The sequence below is a fragment of the Peribacillus sp. NPDC097895 genome (assembly GCF_050277555.1).
Classification (GTDB): Bacteria; Bacillota; Bacilli; order Bacillales; family DSM-1321; genus Peribacillus.
This window is the reverse complement of record NZ_JBNNSH010000001.1, coordinates 1,998,623-2,020,580: the sequence shown is the minus strand read 5'-3', so window position 1 is coordinate 2,020,580 and position 21,958 is coordinate 1,998,623. Positions and strand designations below refer to the sequence as shown.

The window sequence follows — 21,958 nt, the reverse complement described above, 5'->3', positions numbered from 1 at the left end:
ACGTCTTTTTTTAATACTTCCATGTGATCAACACGCTCCTTTTTATTTTAGTTTTTTTCCTAATTCAGGAGTAACCTCTTTCGCCCATCTGTCGGAAACCTCTGCACGAATTTCGGCAAACTTGGCAAAATCAGGTTTGAATGTTTTATCACTTTCTTTAAGTCCAATTGACTCTTCATATTTTTCTGCGATTTTCATCCCTTCTACCGTAGGATAAAATCCTTTTTCGGAAATTAATGCTTGTGCTTTTTCACTTATTAAATAGTTCATGAATTCAAGAGCTTCTTCACTATTAGGCGTATTTTTCACAAGCCCCGCGCTGAAAGCTTGAAGCGGCACACCTTCTTTAGGGACAGCCATTTTAATCGGAACTCCTGAAACGGCTAGTTCACCTATGGAGTAACTTCCCATGACCGTTACATCAGCGGCTCCCTGTTGAATGGCCGGCATCATTTGCGTTGAGTTTTTATAAAAAGTATTGGAATAACCTGCAAGATCCTTTGCTTTTTCAAGACCTGGTTCCATGTCCTCCGTGCTGCCCCCGTTTGAAATCGCTAAACCATTAAGTGTATTGAAACCCCAGTCATTCGTAATATCTGAAAATGCCGTTTTCCCCTCATAATCTGGAGAAATAAGATCATTCCATGATTCAATCGGTTTTAATCCTTTCTTTTTAAAGGTATCCGTATTATATCCTGGTGCAATGACTAAGCCGAATACAGGAGCAGCAGCCTTTTCAATCGCAGTGAATCGTGGGTCGACGGATTTCATATTTGGCACATTTGATTCATCAACTGGCACAATCAGATCCTTCTCCTTGGCACGTATTACATCAACCGGTACAAAAAAGGCGATATCTATTTGTGGAGCGTTCTTTTGTAATTCAACTTTAGAAAGGATTTCACCTGATAAACCGGAAATATAATTAACCTTGATACCCGTTTCTTCTTCGAACTTTGGTGCAATCTCATCTCGAATCGTTCTTTCTATGACTCCGCCGTTACCTGCGATCGTTATTTTTTTCTCTCCTTTTTCACCTGCACTTGTTTGTGCTGTTTCCCCTGGCTTTTGCGGAGTGGGATTCCCACATCCAGCAAGGGCAATCAATACGATTATCGATAAAAGACTTAATACTTTCTTCATTGTCATTACCTCCCATTTTTCATTGATTTTCAATAATTCCTTGTTCGGTAAAATAATTCATGGCTCCTGTATGAAAATCGAGTGGAACTTGTTTGGTTGCTTCATTAATTGAAATATCAGAAGCTGCCGGATGTGTATCCTGTAGCTCAGGCAAATGTTCATAAAATGTTTTCACAAGATTGTAAGCATGCAGGTCAGACATTTCATCGTAGGTTACCAAAACATTTTTAATTGAAATCGTTTTGACACTTTTTTTCATCCCCTTATATGTATTACTGGGAATTTCATTATGAGTGTAGACGCCATATTGTTTCTGAAGGCGTTCGATGATGTCTTCCGGAATTGGAATAAATGAGAGTTCCGTTTGTTTGGACATGTAAGCGATATCATTATTCGGAATGCCAGAAGAGAAGAAAGCCGCATCAATGGTACCATTTCGCAATGCTTCTGCAGATTGAGAAAAAGAAAGATAGGATAAATTCAATTGATCAGGCGGTAAATCCGTTTCTAAAAGGATTCGTTCTGCAATCAGCCTTGTACCGCTTCCGGTCGTACCAACACTAATGCGTTTCCCAACTAAATCTTTTAAGGAATCAATATTACTTTGTTTAGTAGTAACAATTTGAACATAGTTGGAATATAGGGCCGTTAAAGCACGTAACTTTGATTTATCGGTTTCAGGCAAATCCAGTACATCTACTGTGGTAAAACCAATTTCTGCTCGATGCCGGCTTACCAACTCGGTATTTTCGATGGAAGCATCGGTGATTCTTGTCCCCGACACGGCTCCGTTATATTTTTCATACATGTATGACAATTTTTGTCCTAATGAAAAATAAACACCTGACATATCTCCGGTTGCAATGATTAGCATCCTATTATTTAAACCCTGTCCTTCTGAAGTTAATTGTCTCTGAATCAAGGTAGTAGCAGGTTTAGATATTTCCTGCTGCTCATTCATAAAAGTACATCCTGTTATAAAGCAAAATAACAAAGCGACTTTTATAAAGAGTGCTCCATATTTCATAGTGGCCCTCCTTTCTTAATGAATTAAAATGCAAGTACTATGCCAAATAGATAAAATGCCCTAAAACGCAAATCTTGCCGAATTATTGTATGGTACACGGTTAAAAACCGGCAATTTTTGCCGGTTTTCCAGAAAAAAATGCCGATTCATACTAAACATCTTTTTTGCCTTTTATTCTCCTTTTGAAATGAGCTTTATTTTATCGCGAAGGCTTCTTTCAGAAATTTTTAGAATTTGAGCTGTTTTTTGCCGATGGTTTTTACAGTATTGAAGAGTGGCCGTTATGACTTTTTCCTCTATTTCTTTCATTGAGATGCCAAGGGGGATCCTAAAACTGTTTGCATCCTCGTCAAGGCTATCCGGCTGAAAGATAAACTTCTGTTCTTGAACATATTGTGGCAAGTCGCTATCTTCCATGATTTTCGAGTTTGATAGAGCAACCGCATATTCTATAATGTTACCAAGCTCACGGACATTCCCAGGGTAATAATACTCCAGCAAAATCCGTCGTGCGCTTGCTGAGAATGTCTTGTCTTCCCGATTCATTTCCTTAGCATGTTTTTTCAAAAAATAATCCATTAGAATGGGTAAATCTTCTTTTCTATCTCTTAATGGCGGCATGGGAATGGGAATGACATTTAACCTGAAATACAAATCCTCCCTAAATTCCCCGTCCATCACCATTTGTTCCAGGTTTTTATTGGCTGCGCTTATAATACGGACATCCAGTGATATTTTTGTATTGGAGCCTAGGGGCGTCACTTCCCGTTCCTGCAACACCCGTAATAATTTGGCTTGAAGGGGAAGGGGCATTTCACTAATCTCATCCAGAAAAAGAATGCCTCCATTCGCAGCAACGAATTTCCCTTCCTTCCTTTGAGTTGCACCGGAAAACGCTCCCTTTTCATAACCGAACAATTCGGATTCCAGCAGCATCTCCGGAATTGCAGCACAATTGACAATCTGCATGGGTTTGTTTTTCCTTCTTCCTAGCGTATGGATGTTCCGGGCCACTAGCTCCTTTCCGGTTCCACTTTCACCAGTGATAAGGACACTTGAATCAATATCCTTCACCCTTTCGATCATTGAAAAAATACGGTGCATAGCCTTGCTGTTACCAAGAAAGTTCCCACCCCCCCTTTGCATCTCCAATTCTTCATGAAGTGTCTCCAATTGATTGGACATCTGTTTGAATTCAGCAGCCCTCATCAAGAGCAGCGAAAGTTCTTCTATATTGATGGGTTTTTCAATATAATAGTAGGCCCCTTTTTTTATGGCCTCGATCGAAGTTTCAATGGATGAATAGGCAGTCATCATGATGACTGTCACGTTAGGCGCTATTTTTTTGATTTTCTGAAGAATATCAAGTCCGCTAATATTTCCAATTCGTAGATCAAGCAAAACAATATCAAAATAGTGATTTTCGATTTTTCGAAGACCTTCTCCCGGGTCCGTTGTTGTCACGACTTGATAAGAATCTTCCAATGCAAAGCTAAGAGCGGTGCAAATAGCTGGTTCATCATCGATCACTAATACATGTATCTTCATAGTACTCGTCCTCCTACATGGCTACTGTTCAATATACAAAGGCAGTAAAATAATGAATGTCGTTCCAGAATTAGGATAGCTTTTGACTTGGATATCTCCGTTATTTTCTTTAATGAGCCTATACGATAACGTAAGGCCCAAACCGACACCCTTTTCTTTATTTGTGAAGAAAGGCTCGAAAATATGGTTTTGGTCCTCCTGTTTCATCCCTATTCCTGTATCGAATATGGTAATCCGTCCAGTCTTTTCATTCTCTTTATCAATGGTGATTTTAATGGTCTTGTCCTTTGTTTCTTCAACGGCTTGAATGGAGTTTAGCACTAAGTTAAGGAGAACTTGGTGAATTTGCTGTAAATCTATATAAAATATAAGGTCCTCATCAATTGCCTGTTCAAAATTAATTTGTTTTTTTTCCATCGTCACCTTATGAAAAGCAAGTAATGATATAAGTTCATGCGCATAGCAATTTGTTTTATTTGGCGGGCGCGGTCTTGCATATTCAATCAAATCAGTAACAATTGCATTTAGTCGGTTGACTTCATTTGGCAAGTACTCCATTAGTACTTGTCGGAATTGAGGATTATCATATTTACTCGGAAGTAAATCAATGAATGTTTTAATGGATGTTAAAGGATTTCTAATTTCATGTGCGACACCTGCAACTAGTTGCCCCAGTGCGTGAAGCTTTTCTTGTGTAACCAATTTTTTCTCCAATGTTTTCTTCTCCGTCTCATCATTCATGGAAAGTAAGTATCCGGTTTGGATTTCTTCAGAATTGAACATCTTATGCATGGAATAAGAAATGACCTTCTGTTCATTCTCCTCATTTATTACCAAGATTCGAAAAGAACCTGTACCGTTTTTCTCTTTTTGATCTTGATGAGATGCTTCGAATAACTTCATTAGTTGTGAATGATTCAAAAGATTCAGAATCATTTCCTTGGAAATGTTAAGAATGTCCGATGCCTTTGCATTGCAACTAGTAATCATGAAATCGAGGTCGAATGTTATGATGCCTGTATTGATATTGTTTAAAATTTGATCTTTGAACGCTTTACTATTAGCGATGTTTTGACGTTGTTTCTCTAAATCCATATTCAATAAATGTAATTTCATCGTTTGGCTATGAACGGATTTTTTTAGTTTTTGATTCCATATGTAAATAATTAGAAGGATTAGGGCTACTGCGGTTAAGATTATGATTAACCAAATTATGAATTGCTCCAACCTGGCGATTTTTTGATTGGATTGTGGCATGACCCATTTATCGATTATCCCGTTTAAATTTCGATTGGCTTTAAGTTGAGTTAGTGTATTGTCCAACATAAAAAGGAGCGTTTGGTTCCCTTTTTTAACTGCAATCGTATAATCGGCGGGCTCAATGACTTCATCGAGAATGATGTACTGCTTTTCTTGGCGGTATTTTTTCAAGTAGAAATCTGCAGTCCATTTGTTTCCGATGAAAGCATCTGCACGGTTGTTCAATAATGTTAAAATACCCGAATATTGATTCGAAACAGTTGTTAAGTTTGTATTCCTCATATTCAGAAAAGTGCTGATGACTGGCGTATTATGATCAAGAACAACATGCGAATCACGTAAATCCGTTAACGTATGAATATCCTTTTTCCTTTGACTAGGGATAATTATTGACTGAGACATTGTGAAATAGGATTGAGTGAAATCAAGCTGATAATCTTTTTCGGTACTATAGGTACTGCCGACAATTGCATCAATGGTTCCGTTCATTAAGGCCTTTTCCGCATCTTGCATCCCCATCGGAATATATTCGAAATCAACCCCATTATATTCAGCTATTTCCTCCATTAAATCAATATTGATACCAGTCAGTTCACCAGCTTCATTTTCAAATGAAAACGGGGGAAGAGCGCTTTCTCCTGCAATGATAAAAGTTCTTTGCTCGGCAAAGGCAGCATGAGACCACGATGTTTGCAAAAAGAAAATAATAAAAAATATACTAAGTAATTTATACAGCTGTTTTTTAATTACTAGCCCTCCTTTTTGTCGATATTCATGCAGTTAACAATCCTCGGCTAAAAAAACATCCTGATAATAATACTTCTCCAATTAGGACTTGAACCCTTTAAAATGTAAAAGATTATTCTGAAAATCTGACACAATCTAACAATTACCTACAAATTTATGTATTTCAAAACGCATGAAACCTATCCTTAAAAGGTGAAAAGCAAATAGACTGGTAGAGTATAACGTAATGTAGACTCTAAAACTAAAAATAAACCCAGCATTCGTTGCTGGGCTTAAGTCAGGAATTCATACTCTATTTAGAAATCCTTATTAGGTTTTATCACTTTTAGTTTCTAACGTCTTTATCATTTGCCTTAATGCTCCAAGGTGATAAGCCGAGTGGGCAATGGTCGCGTTGACATTTGTCAGCCAGTTCTCTAAATCGATTGTATCGATCTCGGTCAAAAGAGAGGCGTATTCCCTGTGTAATTCCTTCCTGATTTCCGACCATTTCTCCTCATCAACTTGAGTTATGGTCCAGCTAGCATCCCAATCCTTTTCAAAATCTATGCCACTGATCAGTGTTCGAATTACCCATAAATAATAACGTATATGGTCTGAGTGAGCAGCTATTGTTGATCCATGTATGGAAAGGGAAGCATCTTCTGCGGTTATACCCTCAAGTGTACCAAAAATACCTGTATTAGGTCTTGAATCAGTATAATAGCTCCCTTGATTTCCCGGCCCCTCAAACGTTTCTTCAAAAGCGTTTTTATTGAACTCGCCCACGTCTCGCTCATCCCTATTCCCCCTCAAGAGTTTTAATCAACTTGCACTCTTTAATAATACACTAGAAAAATAGATAATCGTTTTGGTTTTGTAAAATAAATCCAAACGTTATAAATTAATGAGCAACAAACTCATGTCAAGATAAGATGGGAGAACAACGAACGCTCAAAGTTCTAGGTAACCCTGTATATCAGGCGCGAATGCAAACGATAAAGGGCTTTTACTGCTGGGGACAGTTCAAACCTTCCGTTAAGAGGGGAGAAGTTCGAACTTCTTGGTCGCGTGTTCATAATGAACAAAAAAAAGACCATTCCTTAAAATTGATAAGGAATGGTCTTTTTTATCTGATTACATAAATCAAATCTGGAAAGTTAGCAACGTAATGTAAAAGCCTTAAATATTTTAGTAGCTTTTCAAACGCTCCTCCAGAGACAAAATTCTAAACCTTTGTTCTTGATTCGAATCTAAGCACCCTATTACAATCTGATTATCTTCCGTAATGGTGACATATCTGAAAGTTTCATCACCATGAATCTTTATTTTTGTTTCCAATGTTGTTTCCATTTTTGCAAAGACATGATCTGTGTACGTAAGCGGAAGAAAATCATCTAATCCTTCTTCAGGGCTACCAAGCCATTTAAACATGAAATCTTTCAATGAATATTGTTCTATCATAGATAAATGATCTTTGAAATTCAATTTGTCTATTGTTATCTCTTTCAACTTAACCACTCCTCAACAGTATATAAAGTTTATATCGATAAACTCCTAACATCAAGGGTATTCCAATGACAAAGGATTACATTTAGATTACTTGCTGACTAACTTGCTTACTAAATTGACCATCTATACCGATAAATGGTTTTGGATTAAATGATGTAAATGCCCATAGAAGTATACCAACCATACAGATATCAACATTCCGTGGAATTACTTCCTTCGGGTTTTCACGTTAGGGTAGTTAATGTTCTATGTTTGAGGTATCCGTTCATCAAAATGCTCATTTTTGTCAAAAACAGCCTCCGTTTCGAGCAGGAAATGGAGGCTGTTTGTCAATAAATATTATACTTTACATTAAACCTTATAACTTTTTATTTCCTTTAACACCATTTATAGAATAGCTCATGCTAATATTTGCATTCAATGAGTGGTACACTGAACAGTACGTATTTTTCGATAACTGGATTGCACGGACCACTTTATCTTCAGGCAGTTCCCCCTCGAGGATATAGTGGATATGAAAATCGGTAAACCGTTTTGGATGATTTTCTGCCCGTGATCCTTCAATTTCTATTTGAAAACCAGTTGTTTCAAATCGCATTTTTTTTAAAATCATTACAATATCAATTCCTGTGCATCCCGCAAGAGAATGTAAAAGTAACTCTGTAGGTCTTGCTCCACTATTTGTTCCGCCTGATTCTTTGGCAGCATCCATCTTTATTTCATGTCCTGAGGGAGTTACGCCAGAAAAGGCCATTTCCCCTTCCCATTTAATCATTGTCTTCATTAATGTCATTCCTCCCTTTCTTGTTGCTCGAATAAATCGTTAACATATCTATTAAAAGCAATTAAGAATCGATTAGTCTTACCATAATATTTCCCGCCATTTTTCTCCCCTTCAATAGTACGAAAATAAACAGGGGACCAGTGTAACATTTCAAGAAATCGTCATTTCATGAGGGCCGAAAAAAGGAATCTATACCTTCTATTCTTCCCACAAGCCCTACTTAGTTAGTCATTCATATTCCAAGGCTTTTTAAATCTCCATCTACCATGAAGTTTTATAGGTTCCTTTGCCCTTTACAGGAGTTTTATAGCTATTATTTTCGCCGTCTTGCCATGTAATATTCCCTTTTTCATCTTTCATGACGAACTTGAATTCATAGTAACGATCTGCTGCTAAATGGAATGTTCCACTCCAGCTACCTTCTGGATTTTGAGTAAGCTTATATTCGTGTTCCTCAGGCTTCCACCTGCCGATTTCCCCTCTATCACCAATCAAGTAAACACCATGATTCGGTTTGGCAGGTACATTTTCAACAGTAAATGTAACGGTAATTGATTTCCCTTCCAATTTATCTACCATCATCTTGAATTCATCTGTTGGATTTCCATCTTCATCGAATAAATTAGACATTCTTAAGAAGGTAAAGGCCTCAAAATCATAGTTAAAAATCATTTCTGCAATATTATCAAAGCCCCCTTCCTTATTGATCACCGGGAGTGCATTTTCGCCGTTTAATGAAATCCCTTTTTCATTAGCTAAATGAGCAATTTGGGTAACCAACGTTTTTGGAGCGCTATAATATGGTGCTGTATATGCGTTTTGATCTCCCATTTCCAAACAGGTGAATGTAATGGCCATATTTGACTTCTTAAATTGATTAAGTAGTTGGGAATAGTTATAGTACCCAGCACTATACTCAGCTGAGTGTGGCATGAGCGGATCATTCATTTTCCAATGAACACCCGAGATTTTAGCGCCAATTGGTACGTCAAAGACTTCATCAAAATGTTTATGGGCAAATTTCGAGATTTTTGAAAGGTGCTTTTCAAGAGTACCCTGATACCACTGCATAAAGTCGTTACCGAATTGTGTGTCGATCGCTCCACCTCTTGTGAAAAATTCATCCCCGTTAATAGGCGGTTGAATCTCCTTCCAGTTTTTATACTTTTTGCCCCAAGATGCATTTAGTTTTTTTATAGTCGAATATTTTTCTTTCATGGCAAGCCTGAAATCCCGTTTTGCACCCTCCGTATAAACTTGAAGCTGTCCACGTTCAGGGTATTCCCAACCATCTGCATTTTGATAAGAAGGATATCTTAGTTCCCCAGCTGGACCTGCACTAAGATATATTTTAACGATTAGATCTTTTTTATCAGCAAAGTTCTCTGCGAATGATTTGTACAATTCGTCATATTGAACGGCTGTACCTTCCCACCAAGGTGCAAGTACTTCTTTATTCCAATAACCTCTTTCACTCTTGAAGGCCATGTTTTCGGCAGTGTCTTTCTTCCAGAGCCAACTTGGGATAGGATAGTTGCAATCATCCCCCACATTACCGCCACATTGATGCGTAGATAAAATGGGCACCCATTTTAAACCGGAAGCTTCCACTACTTCCCCATACTTTTTATAATAGGACCAATCAAACTGATTATCCTTTTTACTTTCGACCATTCCCCACCATATATCTGTCGTTATTGCATATACTCCATGTTCCTTCAATTGAACAAGCTCTGCTTTAAATGCATCCCAATCTGTTATTTCGCCCAATGGGGCCATCACATAAAGCCTGTAATCTGGTTTTACTTCTGCAATTACAGGTGAAGTACTTGATGAAGGAACAAAATACAGCATAAAGGTAACGACGCCTATAGATAATTTTTTCAAAAAAAACACCTCTTCCCCAAACTGATAGTAGAAACCGAGACTTAATTAAAAATCAAAACATAGGGGTCATGATGCAAAAGCGTCCTTCTTTATGAAAAAGTTGTTCCTATACAAAAAAGTATATTTCACTTGGAAATATTTATCAATTAATAGTGAGGTTTTGTTCAAATTTCCTTCGCAGTGTATTTGCTAAGCAGGCTTCCCGGTTGTTCATTTGGATGCTCACTTCTCAAAGAAAAGTAAAAATGGGTAGTCCTTAAAAGGACGATCCATTTTTACTTTTTAGATTATATGTTCCCGATCATCCTTTTTCTTTTCCATTCAATTTTATAAAACAATATAAACATTGCCATTGTCTATTTCAACATTGAATGTTTTAACGCAGCCATTATCAGGTTTTTGGACTTTTCCATTCCTGACACTGATCTTCCAGTCATGCATCGGGCAAAAGACGTAATCACCACTCACAATGCCTTCTACCAGAACTCCACCTTTATGTGGGCAACGATTTTCAATAGCTCGGAATTCACCATTAGCTAAATGAAAAAGAGCAATTTCTTGAGAGCCTATGGTTACTGTTTTCCCCAGATTTTTTGGCATTTCCTTTACTGTTGAAACCTTTATCTTTTGAAGCGTTTTCCCCATTTAGGCTTCCCCCATATTCATTTATTTGATATAGCTGGAATTTTCACTTTTTGAAATAAACCGGTTTGGATCGCATTACTCTCAATGATTTCTTTCCATGGTTCTTGCAATACCGATAAAGCTTCATTTAAACGTTGATTAAGCTCAATCCTTTTTTGCTTATCACCAATAATCGCCTTAATGGTTTCGAACCCTACACGCTCCACCCAGACAGACGTTCTTTCTAAATAATTGGCAGTCTCCCGATAATGTTGAATGTATGCACCCGTAATTTCAATTACCTCATCACTTGTTTTTACCTTGCATAATAATTCAGCGGCTCTTAAATGGGTTCCGCCGTTGCCGCCAATATAAATTTCCCACGCACCGTCTACACCGACAACACCAAGATCTTTGATACCGGATTCAGCACAATTACGAGGACATGCCGACACAGCCATCTTAACCTTATGAGGTGTGCCTACACGTTCAAATTTCTTCTCCAGGGCAATGCCCAGCCCGATTGAATCTTGGGTGCCAAAGCGGCAAAAGTTTTCACCGACACATGTTTTCACAGTTCTAAGGGTTTTTCCATATGCATATCCAGAAGGCATATCCAGGTCGGCCCATACACTTGGAAGGTCTTCTTTTTCAACGCCGAACAAATCTATTCTTTGCCCGCCTGTAACCTTAAGTAACTTAACATTATACTTATCAGCAACATTTGCTATTTTCCGTAATTGATCAGGATTTGTGACGCCCCCATACATTCTTGGCACAACAGAAAATGTACCATCCTTTTGAATATTTGCATGCAGTCTTTCATTGACATAGCGGGATTCTTTTTCATCTTCATATTCAACAGGATGAATCATGCCTAAGTAATAGTTCAGTGCTGGTTTACACTTCGAGCAACCATCACTTGTATTCCAGCCGAGAACATTCATGACTTCTCGAGTATGGGTCAGATTTTTTTCGCGTATTTCAGCAACAACCTCATCCCTGGATAAAGTGGTGCACGTGCATATGGATTCCTTCTGGTTTGACTCACTGAAATTAGCGCCCAATGTCATTTCGAGAATATCACCGACTAACGGCTTACATCCCCCGCAAGATCTTGAAGCACTTGTGCAGCCTTTTACTTCCTCAATACTCGTTAACCCATTAGATTCGATTGCCGTCACAATATCGCCTTTCGTTACACCATTACAACCACAGATGATATCTTCATTTGACATCGTTGTGACAAGACTGACACTGGGTCCTTTACTCGCTCCAACTTCTAAATATTCGGAAACTTCGGCATTTTTATTAATCATGCTCAATAGGTTATTGCTTTCCGTTGTGTCCCCGAATAATACCGCACCAGAAATTTTCCCATTTCGAATCATTACTTTTTTGTAAGTACCATTCCATTCATTAAATTCCTTGATTGATTTAGCTTGTTCATCCTCGAAAATTTCTCCAGCCGAAAATACATCGACACCAGATATTTTTAGCTTTGTAGACAGCACTGAACCCTCGTAAGCTTTGCCTTCCAGCCCGCAAATCCTTTTGGCTAATACTTTGCCCTGTTCATATAGGGGAGCGACCAAACCATATACCATCTCACGGTGTTCCGCACATTCACCAACCGCAAAAATATTCGGGATCCTTGTCTCCATATAGTCGTCCACGATAATTCCTCGATTGACAGGGATGCCGCAATTTTCGGCCATTTGAACATTTGGTTTAATCCCAACTGCCATGACCACTAAATCGGCGCTTATTTCCTCGCCATCACTAAAGCGTAATCCTTTAACATCAATTTCACCTAAAACCTCCTGAGTCTGTTTCCCAAGATGAAAATTCATTCCCTGGCTTTCAAGCTCTCTTTGCAGCATTTTTCCTGCTGTTGGATCTAACTGCCTATCCATCAAATATTCCGAAAGGTGAATAACATCTACCTGCATTCCTAGATTTAAAAGCCCCCTGGCTGCTTCAAGACCCAGTAATCCTCCACCAATAACTGCAGCCTTTTTATTTTTTTTTGAATATTCAATCATTTTTTCGCAATCTTCAATATTTCGAAAGGCTGTCACTCCTTTTTTATCCGCCCCCTTTATAGGTAGTATGAAAGGGATTGATCCCGTAGCTAAAATTAATTGATCATATTCGACTTCACGATTTGTGTCTGAGTAAATGATTTGCTTTTCCGTGTCGATGTTCGTGACCATTTCACCTGAAAATAGGGTAATATTGTTTTCTTTGTACCAGTTCCAATCATTTATTGTTATATCATCTATCGTCGTAGCCCCTTGCAATACATTCGATAGTTGGATTCGATCATAATTCGGATGTGGCTCACTTCCGAAGACAGTCACCTCAAACCTTTCTGGTTGAATTTTTAAAATTTCTTCTAAACATCTTACTCCAGCCATACCATTCCCAATGAGTGCCAATTTCTGCTTAGCCATGTTTTTTCCTCCAATAAGATTTTTTTGAAAGGATTATGAGTTTGATTATAGGTGAGGTCACTATTTATAACAACAAGCGTGTTATAAAATCTTACATGATTTTTGAAAATTAATAATTAATGTTAGTTTTCGTTACAAATATTCAGAAAATTAGGATATAATATCCTTATTGATCTAGCATTAATCAAAAATGAGGTGATTTTCATCGTCCAGCAAAAAGAATCTTATATAGACAGAAAAGTAATTTCCATAGGAGTGGTCAGAGAATTAACCGGACTATCAGATAGACAGATCCGCTATTATGAAGAAAGAAAACTCGTTTTCCCCGAAAGGTCTAAGGGTGGTAACCGTAAATACTCTTTTTCCGACGTCAAGGCATTAGTGGAAATCGCCGATAAAATAGAGGATGGAGTGCAAACCAATGAAATTAGACAGGAAAAATTAAAAGAAATTAAAAAAATCGAACAGGAAAAAATGCGAAAAAAAATGCTGCAAGGTCAATTAAATGCACACTTTGGGATGCGCAATTGATTTTACTTGTTCCTTACAGCAATATTTACGATTCAATTATGTTCAATACGCACATGTTTAGACGCTGATAAACCTATTCCCCAATTTATACCATGCTTTTTTCCCACTAGAGTTTGTTTACAAATCTATCATTACTATGGATATAGCATCTTCCATGTCCTTTTTTTCATTTACTGGAGATTCATGGCGATAAAGGGGAGTCTCACTTTGTTTGGTCGATGCATTTTCAATAACGAGGTGAGACTGAATTCTTAAAATGGGATTTTGAACTGACCACTTTTACCCGAGGGAAATAAACAAGCTAGATAATAAAGAATGACCAAATTCATTTCTTTTGTACGAACTCCTTATCTTTCGTTCGTTCTGACAACCATGATAATTCACCGGATAATTTCACTACTTCTCCTATTACAATCATTGCGGGATTGGAGATCCGCTCCCTTTTAACAACCTCCACGATTGTTTCGATCGTGCCTGTAACGGTCCGTTGAAAGCCAGTCGTTCCTTGTTCAATAACAGCTATAGAGGTTTGAGGTTTCATTCCACATGATTGTAATTGACTGCATATATAAGGAAGGTTATTAATACCCATATAAATAGCAATCGTGTCAACACCATGTGCCAAATGGTGCCAGTGGATGTTATCCAGTTTACCGGTCTTACGTTGTCCTGTGACAATTGCAAAGGAACTTCCCCACTCCCTATGCGTCACGGGAATTCCCGCATAAGCTGGCGCAGCAATTCCTGATGTAATTCCAGGAACTATCTCAAATTGAATACCGTGATTTACAAGCTCTTCCGCTTCCTCAGCGCCTCGTCCAAATATGAAAGGATCTCCCCCCTTTAAACGAACGACCATTTTCCCTTCCATTGATTTACTGATTATCAATTGGTGAATTTCTACTTGGGAGACACAATGTTTACCAGGCGCTTTACCACAATAAATGAATTTAGCATCCTTCTTGGCGTATAGCAGCAAATCACGATTTACTAATCGATCATACAGAATAACATCTGCTTTCGCGATGCATTTGGTTGCTTTGACAGTAATTAGATCTGGATCCCCAGGTCCGGCACCAACAATATAAACTTTACCTTTTCCCATACTATTGCCCCTTTTTTCATGAGTCATGAACAAATGCTTTTTCCTCAAAATTTTATTCGGGTGTGTATTTTAATCTTCCTTTGAAATAGCATAGGACCTGCATTGTTATATCACTTTAATTCGACGTTTTCTCAATAATAGGATTTACGTTTACCGCACTGACTTTAAAACCAGGCATTTTGCATGTCGGGTCTAAATCCTGCGACACGAGCCGATTGACATTTTGTGAGTCTGCCCAATGAAAGGGAACGAATATAGTATCATGACGAATGGTATCTGACCATTTACTTCTTACAACAATACTTCCCCTCCTTGATTCAATTTTGACCAAAGAATTGTCTGGAATGTGATATTTCTTGGCTGTATCCGAATGAATTTCCATAAATGATTCAAAATTTCTTGCTGCCAATGATGAGCTTTTTCTCGTTTGTACTCCCGTTAAATAATGCGACATGACCCTTCCGGTTGTTAAGTAAAGGGGAAACTCCATACATGTCCGTTCTTTTGGAACAATAGGCTCATTATTAACGACAACCATAGCTGCCTTTCCACCTGGGCGCGCAAAAGACGATTCGAATAACCGTTTTGTCCCTTTATGGTCAAGGTTTGGACACGGCCACAAAATGCCTCCTTCTTTTCTTAGACGATCATACGTTATACCATAATAATCAGCAGTTCCCCCGCGACTTGCCACTCTTAATTCGTTGAAAATCTCTTCTGCAGATTGAAAGGAGAAATGCTCCCCTTTTCCCAGAACTTTTGCTATGTCGCAAATGATTTGCCAATCATGCTTTACTTCTCCCGGTGATGAAAAACTCGCTTCCCTCAAGGTGACTCGTCCCTCTAAATTTGTCATCGTTCCTTCATCCTCCAAATAAGAAGAAGTAGGTAAAATTAAATCTGCCAATCTAGCAGTTTCTGAAACAAACATATCTACTGCGACAAGAAACTTTAATTTTTTCAAAGCCTTTTTGACAAAGTTAGCATTAGGGTTTGAGACAATAGGATTAGAGCACATTAAAAACATGCCGGTAATTTCACCTTCATTTATTTTCTCGATCATTTCGAATGCAGATACACCTTTTCTTGGCAAATCATCTACATCGATTCCCCATATTCTCGCCATATGTAATCTGTGTTCTTCATTTTCGATCATACGATAGCCTGGCAGCTGGTCTGCCTTTTGGCCATGCTCTCTTGCTCCCTGTCCATTTCCCTGTCCAGTAATTGCTCCATACCCCGAATTAACTTTTCCGATTTTGCCTGTAGCAATAAGAATATTAAGAAAATTACGAACGGCTGCAGAACCATCTGTTTGCTGCTCAACACCCCTTGCTGTAAAAATCATCCCTGATTGTTCTTCCCCGAACATTGTAGCTGCTTTACGGATTTGTTCGCTTGGAACTCCAGACATCGATGCAATCTCTTCCAATTTTAAAGAGGAAACATACTCTTTAACTTTCTTAAAGCCATTTGCACGTTCCCGAATAAATGTTTCATCAATAAGCCCCTCATCAATGATTACTTTCAATAATCCGTTTGCTAAGGCGGCATCCATCCCAGGTTTCACTTTCAGATGTAAGTCAGCCATTTTCGTTGTTGCTGTTTCTCGCGGATCAACCGCAATGATATATGCCCCATTCTCTTTCGCTTTCTCAAAGTATGGCATGATTGTCGGCTGACATTCCGCGATATTTGTACCCGCCAAGATAATGCACTTTGTGAACGGAACTTCTGACAAGCTATTGGTCAGGCCCCTGTCCATACCAAATGTTTGGCTTGCAGCAGATGCGGCCGCGGACATACACAAACGGCCATTATAGTCTATATATTTTGTCTTCAAAGCTACTCTTGCAAATTTCCCCAGCAAATATGCTTCTTCATTTGAAATGGAGGCACTTCCGTATACGGATAATGCATTTATACCATCTTCCGTTTGAATCTTAGTGAAATTCTCCTTAATGTGGTTTAATGCCTCCTCCCAAGATATGCGAATAAATTCGCCATTTTTTTTAAGCAAAGGGTATTTAATTCGATCGTTATGCAACGCATGTTGGTGTGCATTCATGCCTTTAATGCATAAGCGCCCCTCTGAGGTTGGATTATCTTTTCCAATTGTCACATACTTTTTTCTTGAGACTATTGTTTGTTCCAGTAACTGCATCTTACATTGCACGCTGCAAAATGGACATTGTGTATCATATCTTTTTTCTGATTGGACTTCAATTTGCTTCATACGGAAATACTTTAATAGTAATTCAGTCAAGTCTCCCACCCTTTACTCATGGATTTCTTTGGAACATTTTCACCTTTTCCAGACATTTACCGTATGTCTTAAAGCATAGGTAGGTACTTGCCACTTAGTGCTTTCTCCAAGCTACGCCATTTCCAATCGTTGAGATAGTTGCTGACTAAGCTCTTTATCAAATAATACTTCCCTAACATGAATTAATCCCACACGTTCAATCCATTGCCAAGTACGTTCTAAATAGTTAGCTGTCTCACGATAATATTGAATAAAGCCGATGATGATTTCTATCGCTTCTTCATTTGTCCCGGCTACACAAAACAGTTCACCGGCACGTACATTACGTCCGCTGCTTCCGCCCACATAGATTTCCCAGCCCCTGTCAATGCCCATAACACCTATATCTTTCGTTGTTGATCCTGCACCGTTATGCATACAAGCAGATATGCCCATCTTTATACGGTAAGGTGTTAATAGATGCTCCAATTTTTTTTCCAAGTCTACAGCAAGTAAAATGGATTGTTGTTTATCACAATGGCAAACATGTTCCCCGATACATGTTTTTACGTTTTGAACGGTATTGCCATATTTCGAACTTAAAGGCATATCTAAATCAGCCCACACACCTGGAAGATCTTCTTTTTTTACACCCATTAAATGAATCCTTTGTTCACTTGTTAAGGCTAGCTGCGATATATCATATTTATCTGCAACATTTGCAATTTTTCGCAAGGCTTTTGCATTCGTCATACCGCCGTACATTTGTGGGATAACAGAGTATCTGTCATCGCTTTGAACAGTTGCATTCTTTTGTTCGTTTATGTAAAGAGTTTCCTGTTCCATTTCATACTCTGGATGAATCATTCCTAAATAATAGCTCAGTGCTGGCCGGCATGTTGCACAACCTTCGCTATTTCCCCATCCCAGAACATCCATCACAGCTTGAACAGACGTTAAGTCTTGAAGCTGCATTTGATACACGACTTCATCTTCCGTTAATGTCGTACATGAGCACATTACCTTTTGTATCTTAGAAGCATCAATAGGATTACTTTGAATAAATGCCAAAAGGTCGTACACTGCCGGCTTACACCCACCGCAAGAACCGGAAGCCTTTGTACATTGTTTAATTTGTTCCACAGTTGTTAATCCTTTATTTTGAACGGCATCAATGATTGCCCCTTTTGAAACAGCATTACAATTGCAAATGATTTCATGATTTGCCATAGATGCGATTACACCCTCACTCGTATCTGATGAGTGAAACAGCACGCTTTTTACCTCTGTCGATACTTCTTGTCGCTTTAAAATCAGATCAAGTAATCGAGAGCTGACCTTTGTATCTCCATAAAGCACAGCACCTATGATTTTTCTTCCTTGAAAGACCACTTTTTTATAAATGCCGTCTACTTCATCAAAAGTTGTGATTGATTTCGTAGTTTCATCCCCTAAGAACTGTCCAACAGAGAATAACTCAACACCTGATATTTTCAACTGGGTTGAAAGAACCGACCCTTGATATCCATGGCATTTCATCTTACAAATGTGCTTAGCCAGCACTTCTCCTTGTTCATATAGTGGTTTCACCAGTCCATAAACAATGCCCTGATGTTCAGCACATTCACCCACCGCATAAATATGAGGGATGCTTGTTTCTAAATGGTCGTTTACAATAATGGCACGATTTGTATCAATTCCGCTTTCTTTGGCCAACTGTATATTCGGTCTGACTCCCGCAGCCATGACTACTAAATCGGCTTCCAGCTCCGTTCCATCTTTAAAACGGACTCGCTCTACACGCTCAATGCCGATTATCTCCTGTGTCTCCTTTTTTAAAAGGAAGTGCATTCCCTGGTCTTCCAACTCTTTTTGAAGCAAAATGGATGCCGTTGAATCAAGCTGCCTTTCCATTAAATGGCTGGAAATATGAACGACATTCACTTCCATCCCAAGATTTAGCAGTCCTCTCGCTGCTTCTAGACCTAATACACCTCCTCCAATGACGACTGCTTTTTTATACTTCCGTGACGTTTCAATCATCCTTTGGCAATCCTCAATCGTCCGAAAGGCAATAACTCCTTCTTTTTCAAAACCGGTAACTGGAAGAATAAATGGGACAGAACCTGTGGCAATTATAAGCTTATCGTAGTGGACTTCCCTTTCTTTGTCTGTTTTTATCTTCCGAGTCTCTTTATCGATTTTTACGACCGTTTCTCCCGAATATAATTCGATATTATGCTTCGTATACCAGTTCCGTTCATTTAGCGTAATATCTTCAAAGGAGGTATTGCCTTGCAGCACAGACGACAATAAGATTCGATTATAGTTAACATGTGGTTCACTTCCGAAAATAGTAATCTCAAAAGCATTCGGATCATTTCTTATAATCGACTCAATGCAACGCAATCCCGCCATTCCGTTCCCTACTAAGACTAGCTTTTGTTTATTCATTTTATCCCCCCAACAAGTAATGAAAGAAGCTAATATAACTACATGGATTTAAATCTTAACTGAATTCTTTCCAAGTACCCATGTTTTTCTCCATGAAAGCTGAGCTAGAACCAAGATCATGAAAGCTACAATTCCAATTGCTGAAAATACTACAAATCCTGTAGCATATGTTCCGGTAATCTGTTTTAATGTTCCAAGTATGTTAGGAACTAAGAATCCACCAACACCTCCGGCAGCTCCAACGATGCCAGTAATAAAACCAATTTCGTTAGAAAATCGCTGTGGAACTAATTGAAAGACAGCTCCGTTGCCCATACCAAGAAATAGCATTCCGATAAACAGTAAGATCGTAACAGTAGAAAAAGAATAAAGAAAGCTAATACCAAACATACAAATTGTAAGTCCAATGAATAAAAACATAAGCAGTTTAACTCCACCTATTTTATCGGCAATAAATCCTCCCACGGGACGAAAAAAGCTTCCAGCGATGACACATAATGTGACAAACTCCCCGGCCCTTACTCTTGTTAACCCATACTCATCAACAAAAAAGATGCTTAAAAAGCTAGTAAACCCAACAAATCCCCCAAAAGTAACACTATAGAGAATACAGAAATACCAAGTATCTCTTATTTTAAATACGTTTAAATATTCCTTGATCGGTTTTGCAGGCGGTTGAGATGGCGCGTCCCTTGCGATTAAAATATAAATGACAAACACGATGGTTAAAGGAATCAACGCTAAACCCATCACATTATGCCAGCCAATAGACTCTGCAATACGCGGTCCAAACAATGTCGCAAACAAAGTTCCACTGTTACCCGCTCCCGCGATGCCCATCGCAAGTCCCTGCAAGTGAGGGGGATACCAGCGGCTTGCCATAGGAAGTGCTGCAGCAAAACTTGCACCTGCCACTCCGAGTAAAATCCCAATTAAATATAGTTCTGCTAAACTTTCTCCGAACAACCATCCCCAAAAAAGTGGAATCATCGTAACAAGCATTCCTCCAATTGCAGTTTTTCGTGGACCGATGCGATCTGTCAAAAAACCAAGAACAAGCCGGAAAAACGAGCCTCCCAAAATGGGAATAGCTACAACCAGACCCTTTTCAGCTGGAGAAAGCCCGAAATCTTTTGTAATATAAACACCAAGCGCACCTAATAATACCCAAATCATGAAACTGATATCAAAATATAGAAATGAAGCTAATAATGACGGGGCATGACCGCTTTTTTTCAAATCAGATATTTTCATTTTTCATCTCTCCTATGCTTTATTAATTGAATATTCGTTTATTTTACTATTATAAAAGAGAGATTTCTTGGTTTATGTAAGAAAACATCACACACTTTTTTAAAAGATATATAATACGGATTCTTTAATGAAGTTTAGTAGAGAGAATTTTCATAATTGCAGGTTAGATTTCCTTTCATAAACCTCTAACTCTGCAAATCTTTAGGATCATGTCAGTATTATTACCTAGGTGACATATAAATTTACAAGACTCTGCCGTTAAAGAAGGCTGCATCATTCATTAACTCCAAATAGATTTTTTCGTAACATCCATGACATTCTTCTCACAAAAAAAATGAAGCACGGGTTCTTGGCTTCACTTCATTACATATTAAATATTAGGAGACGATACCATTCCATTGATGAATATTAAGGAATTATATATCCGTACCATACGATCCCATGAGCCTTCATCAGCAAAGGTGGCTTGTTCCACCAAGAGCTCTAAATTAGACTTTTCATTAAAGATTTTACATCCTTAATATGAGCACATTCTTGAATTATGATGACGACATCTTTATTTGTGGGTTGGTTCTACTTACTGCACGAAACAAGGATCCCCATCATATGATGTATTTAAGGGAACAAGCAGATTTTTTTCAATCGTATTAAAAGTCGGGGAAAGGTTGGGTGCAATAAAATATGAAGCAATATCCATTTCATAATATTCCATTTCAAAATCTCCAGGAAAAAAACATGTCATTTGAAGAGGTATTCGATCACATTGTAGATTTCATGAAATTAAATCCAGCGGGTAACTACCGATTAATGATCGGTACAGATTCGCAAGTACATAAAAAACATACGGTTTTCATAACAGGCATTGTGATACAGCTGGTCGGAAATGGTGTGTGGGCTTGTATAAGAAAAGTGATGATACCTAGAAGGATGACGCAATTACATGAACGTATTTCCCATGAATTGTCGTTAACTGAGGGGATTGTATCCATGTTTACGGAGGAAAGAAAAAATCAGTTAATCGATATTGTCCTGCCTGCTGTATATCAAGGGGCAACGTTCAACATGGAAGGCCACATTGATATCGGGATTGGAAAACGAAACAAAACAAGTGAGTTCGTAAAAGAAATGGTAGCCAGGATGGAGTCCATGGGGGTGGAACCTAAAATTAAACCGAATGCTTTCGTTGCTTCAAGTTATGCAAACAGGTATACAAAGAAAGAGTAAATGTTGCCAAAAGCAATAGGTAAGACGCCTAAGCGGCGAACATTTGGATTTATCTTTTCCCTATCTTTTTCCGTTTGTCGACAAAAGCCATTTCTAATTTTCACAATAATAATGATTCGATGTTAAATTAAATAACAGTTTAAATTTTAGAGTTTTCCTTAACGTTTTCAACCAATGG

At 38.3% G+C, this 21,958-nt stretch carries 16 protein-coding genes; 2 read left to right on the top strand and 14 right to left on the bottom strand.

Annotation, left to right across the window (positions count from 1 at the left end):
• Positions 1 to 42: 42 nt before the first annotated feature.
• The 10 genes from ACQKMH_RS09660 to nirB (ACQKMH_RS09615) form a co-directional block, all read right to left on the bottom strand.
• A complete protein-coding gene (locus ACQKMH_RS09660; protein WP_427587169.1) occupies positions 43 to 1,143 on the bottom strand; it encodes an ABC transporter substrate-binding protein in 1,101 nt (366 codons plus the stop codon).
• Positions 1,144 to 1,162: 19 nt separating this feature from the next.
• A complete protein-coding gene (locus tag ACQKMH_RS09655; RefSeq protein ID WP_427587168.1) occupies positions 1,163 to 2,170 on the bottom strand; it encodes a TAXI family TRAP transporter solute-binding subunit in 1,008 nt (335 codons plus the stop codon).
• A 171-nt stretch (positions 2,171 to 2,341) separates the two neighbouring features.
• Positions 2,342 to 3,718, bottom strand: coding sequence for a sigma-54-dependent transcriptional regulator (locus tag ACQKMH_RS09650; protein WP_427587167.1), 1,377 nt, complete (start codon positions 3,716 to 3,718; stop codon positions 2,342 to 2,344).
• A gap of 21 nt (positions 3,719 to 3,739) precedes the next feature.
• Positions 3,740 to 5,674 (bottom strand): transporter substrate-binding domain-containing protein, encoded by a 1,935-nt coding sequence (locus ACQKMH_RS09645; protein ID WP_427587166.1) that lies wholly within the window; start codon positions 5,672 to 5,674, stop codon positions 3,740 to 3,742.
• 360 nt (positions 5,675 to 6,034) lie between these two features.
• A complete protein-coding gene (locus ACQKMH_RS09640) occupies positions 6,035 to 6,493 on the bottom strand; it encodes a hypothetical protein (RefSeq protein ID WP_427587165.1) in 459 nt (152 codons plus the stop codon).
• A gap of 402 nt (positions 6,494 to 6,895) precedes the next feature.
• Positions 6,896 to 7,216 (bottom strand): hypothetical protein, encoded by a 321-nt coding sequence (locus ACQKMH_RS09635; RefSeq protein ID WP_427587164.1) that lies wholly within the window; start codon positions 7,214 to 7,216, stop codon positions 6,896 to 6,898.
• Positions 7,217 to 7,574: 358 nt separating this feature from the next.
• Positions 7,575 to 8,000, bottom strand: coding sequence for an OsmC family protein (locus ACQKMH_RS09630; RefSeq protein ID WP_427587163.1), 426 nt, complete (start codon positions 7,998 to 8,000; stop codon positions 7,575 to 7,577).
• A 261-nt stretch (positions 8,001 to 8,261) separates the two neighbouring features.
• Complete coding sequence (locus tag ACQKMH_RS09625) at positions 8,262 to 9,887, bottom strand: family 14 glycosylhydrolase (RefSeq protein WP_427587162.1); 1,626 nt, start codon at positions 9,885 to 9,887, stop codon at positions 8,262 to 8,264.
• 327 nt (positions 9,888 to 10,214) lie between these two features.
• Positions 10,215 to 10,532 carry a nitrite reductase small subunit NirD gene (gene nirD / locus ACQKMH_RS09620; RefSeq protein ID WP_427587161.1) on the bottom strand — a complete coding sequence of 106 codons (318 nt, stop codon included), beginning with the start codon at positions 10,530 to 10,532 and terminating at the stop codon, positions 10,215 to 10,217.
• Positions 10,533 to 10,549: 17 nt separating this feature from the next.
• Complete coding sequence (gene nirB, locus ACQKMH_RS09615) at positions 10,550 to 12,967, bottom strand: nitrite reductase large subunit NirB (protein WP_427587159.1); 2,418 nt, start codon at positions 12,965 to 12,967, stop codon at positions 10,550 to 10,552.
• A gap of 255 nt (positions 12,968 to 13,222) precedes the next feature.
• Between nirB (ACQKMH_RS09615) and ACQKMH_RS09610 the strand changes: the two genes are divergently transcribed.
• A complete protein-coding gene (locus tag ACQKMH_RS09610; RefSeq protein ID WP_427587158.1) occupies positions 13,223 to 13,498 on the top strand; it encodes a MerR family transcriptional regulator in 276 nt (91 codons plus the stop codon).
• A gap of 325 nt (positions 13,499 to 13,823) precedes the next feature.
• Here ACQKMH_RS09610 and cobA read toward each other — a convergent pair whose 3' ends face one another.
• The 4 genes from cobA to ACQKMH_RS09590 all read right to left on the bottom strand — a co-directional run bounded on the left by cobA (position 13,824) and on the right by ACQKMH_RS09590 (position 20,556).
• Positions 13,824 to 14,603 carry a uroporphyrinogen-III C-methyltransferase gene (cobA, locus tag ACQKMH_RS09605; protein WP_427587157.1) on the bottom strand — a complete coding sequence of 260 codons (780 nt, stop codon included), beginning with the start codon at positions 14,601 to 14,603 and terminating at the stop codon, positions 13,824 to 13,826.
• 115 nt (positions 14,604 to 14,718) lie between these two features.
• Positions 14,719 to 16,869, bottom strand: coding sequence for an assimilatory nitrate reductase catalytic subunit NasC (gene nasC / locus ACQKMH_RS09600; protein ID WP_427587156.1), 2,151 nt, complete (start codon positions 16,867 to 16,869; stop codon positions 14,719 to 14,721).
• A gap of 111 nt (positions 16,870 to 16,980) precedes the next feature.
• On the bottom strand, positions 16,981 to 19,302 hold the full coding sequence (nirB, locus tag ACQKMH_RS09595; RefSeq protein WP_427587155.1) for a nitrite reductase large subunit NirB: 2,322 nt from the start codon (positions 19,300 to 19,302) through the stop codon (positions 16,981 to 16,983).
• Between the two features lie 48 nt (positions 19,303 to 19,350).
• Positions 19,351 to 20,556 carry a nitrate/nitrite transporter gene (locus ACQKMH_RS09590; RefSeq protein WP_427587154.1) on the bottom strand — a complete coding sequence of 402 codons (1,206 nt, stop codon included), beginning with the start codon at positions 20,554 to 20,556 and terminating at the stop codon, positions 19,351 to 19,353.
• Positions 20,557 to 21,237: 681 nt separating this feature from the next.
• Here ACQKMH_RS09590 and ACQKMH_RS09585 point away from each other — a divergent pair.
• Complete coding sequence (locus ACQKMH_RS09585; protein ID WP_427587153.1) at positions 21,238 to 21,780, top strand: ribonuclease H-like YkuK family protein; 543 nt, start codon at positions 21,238 to 21,240, stop codon at positions 21,778 to 21,780.
• Positions 21,781 to 21,958 lie beyond the last annotated feature (178 nt).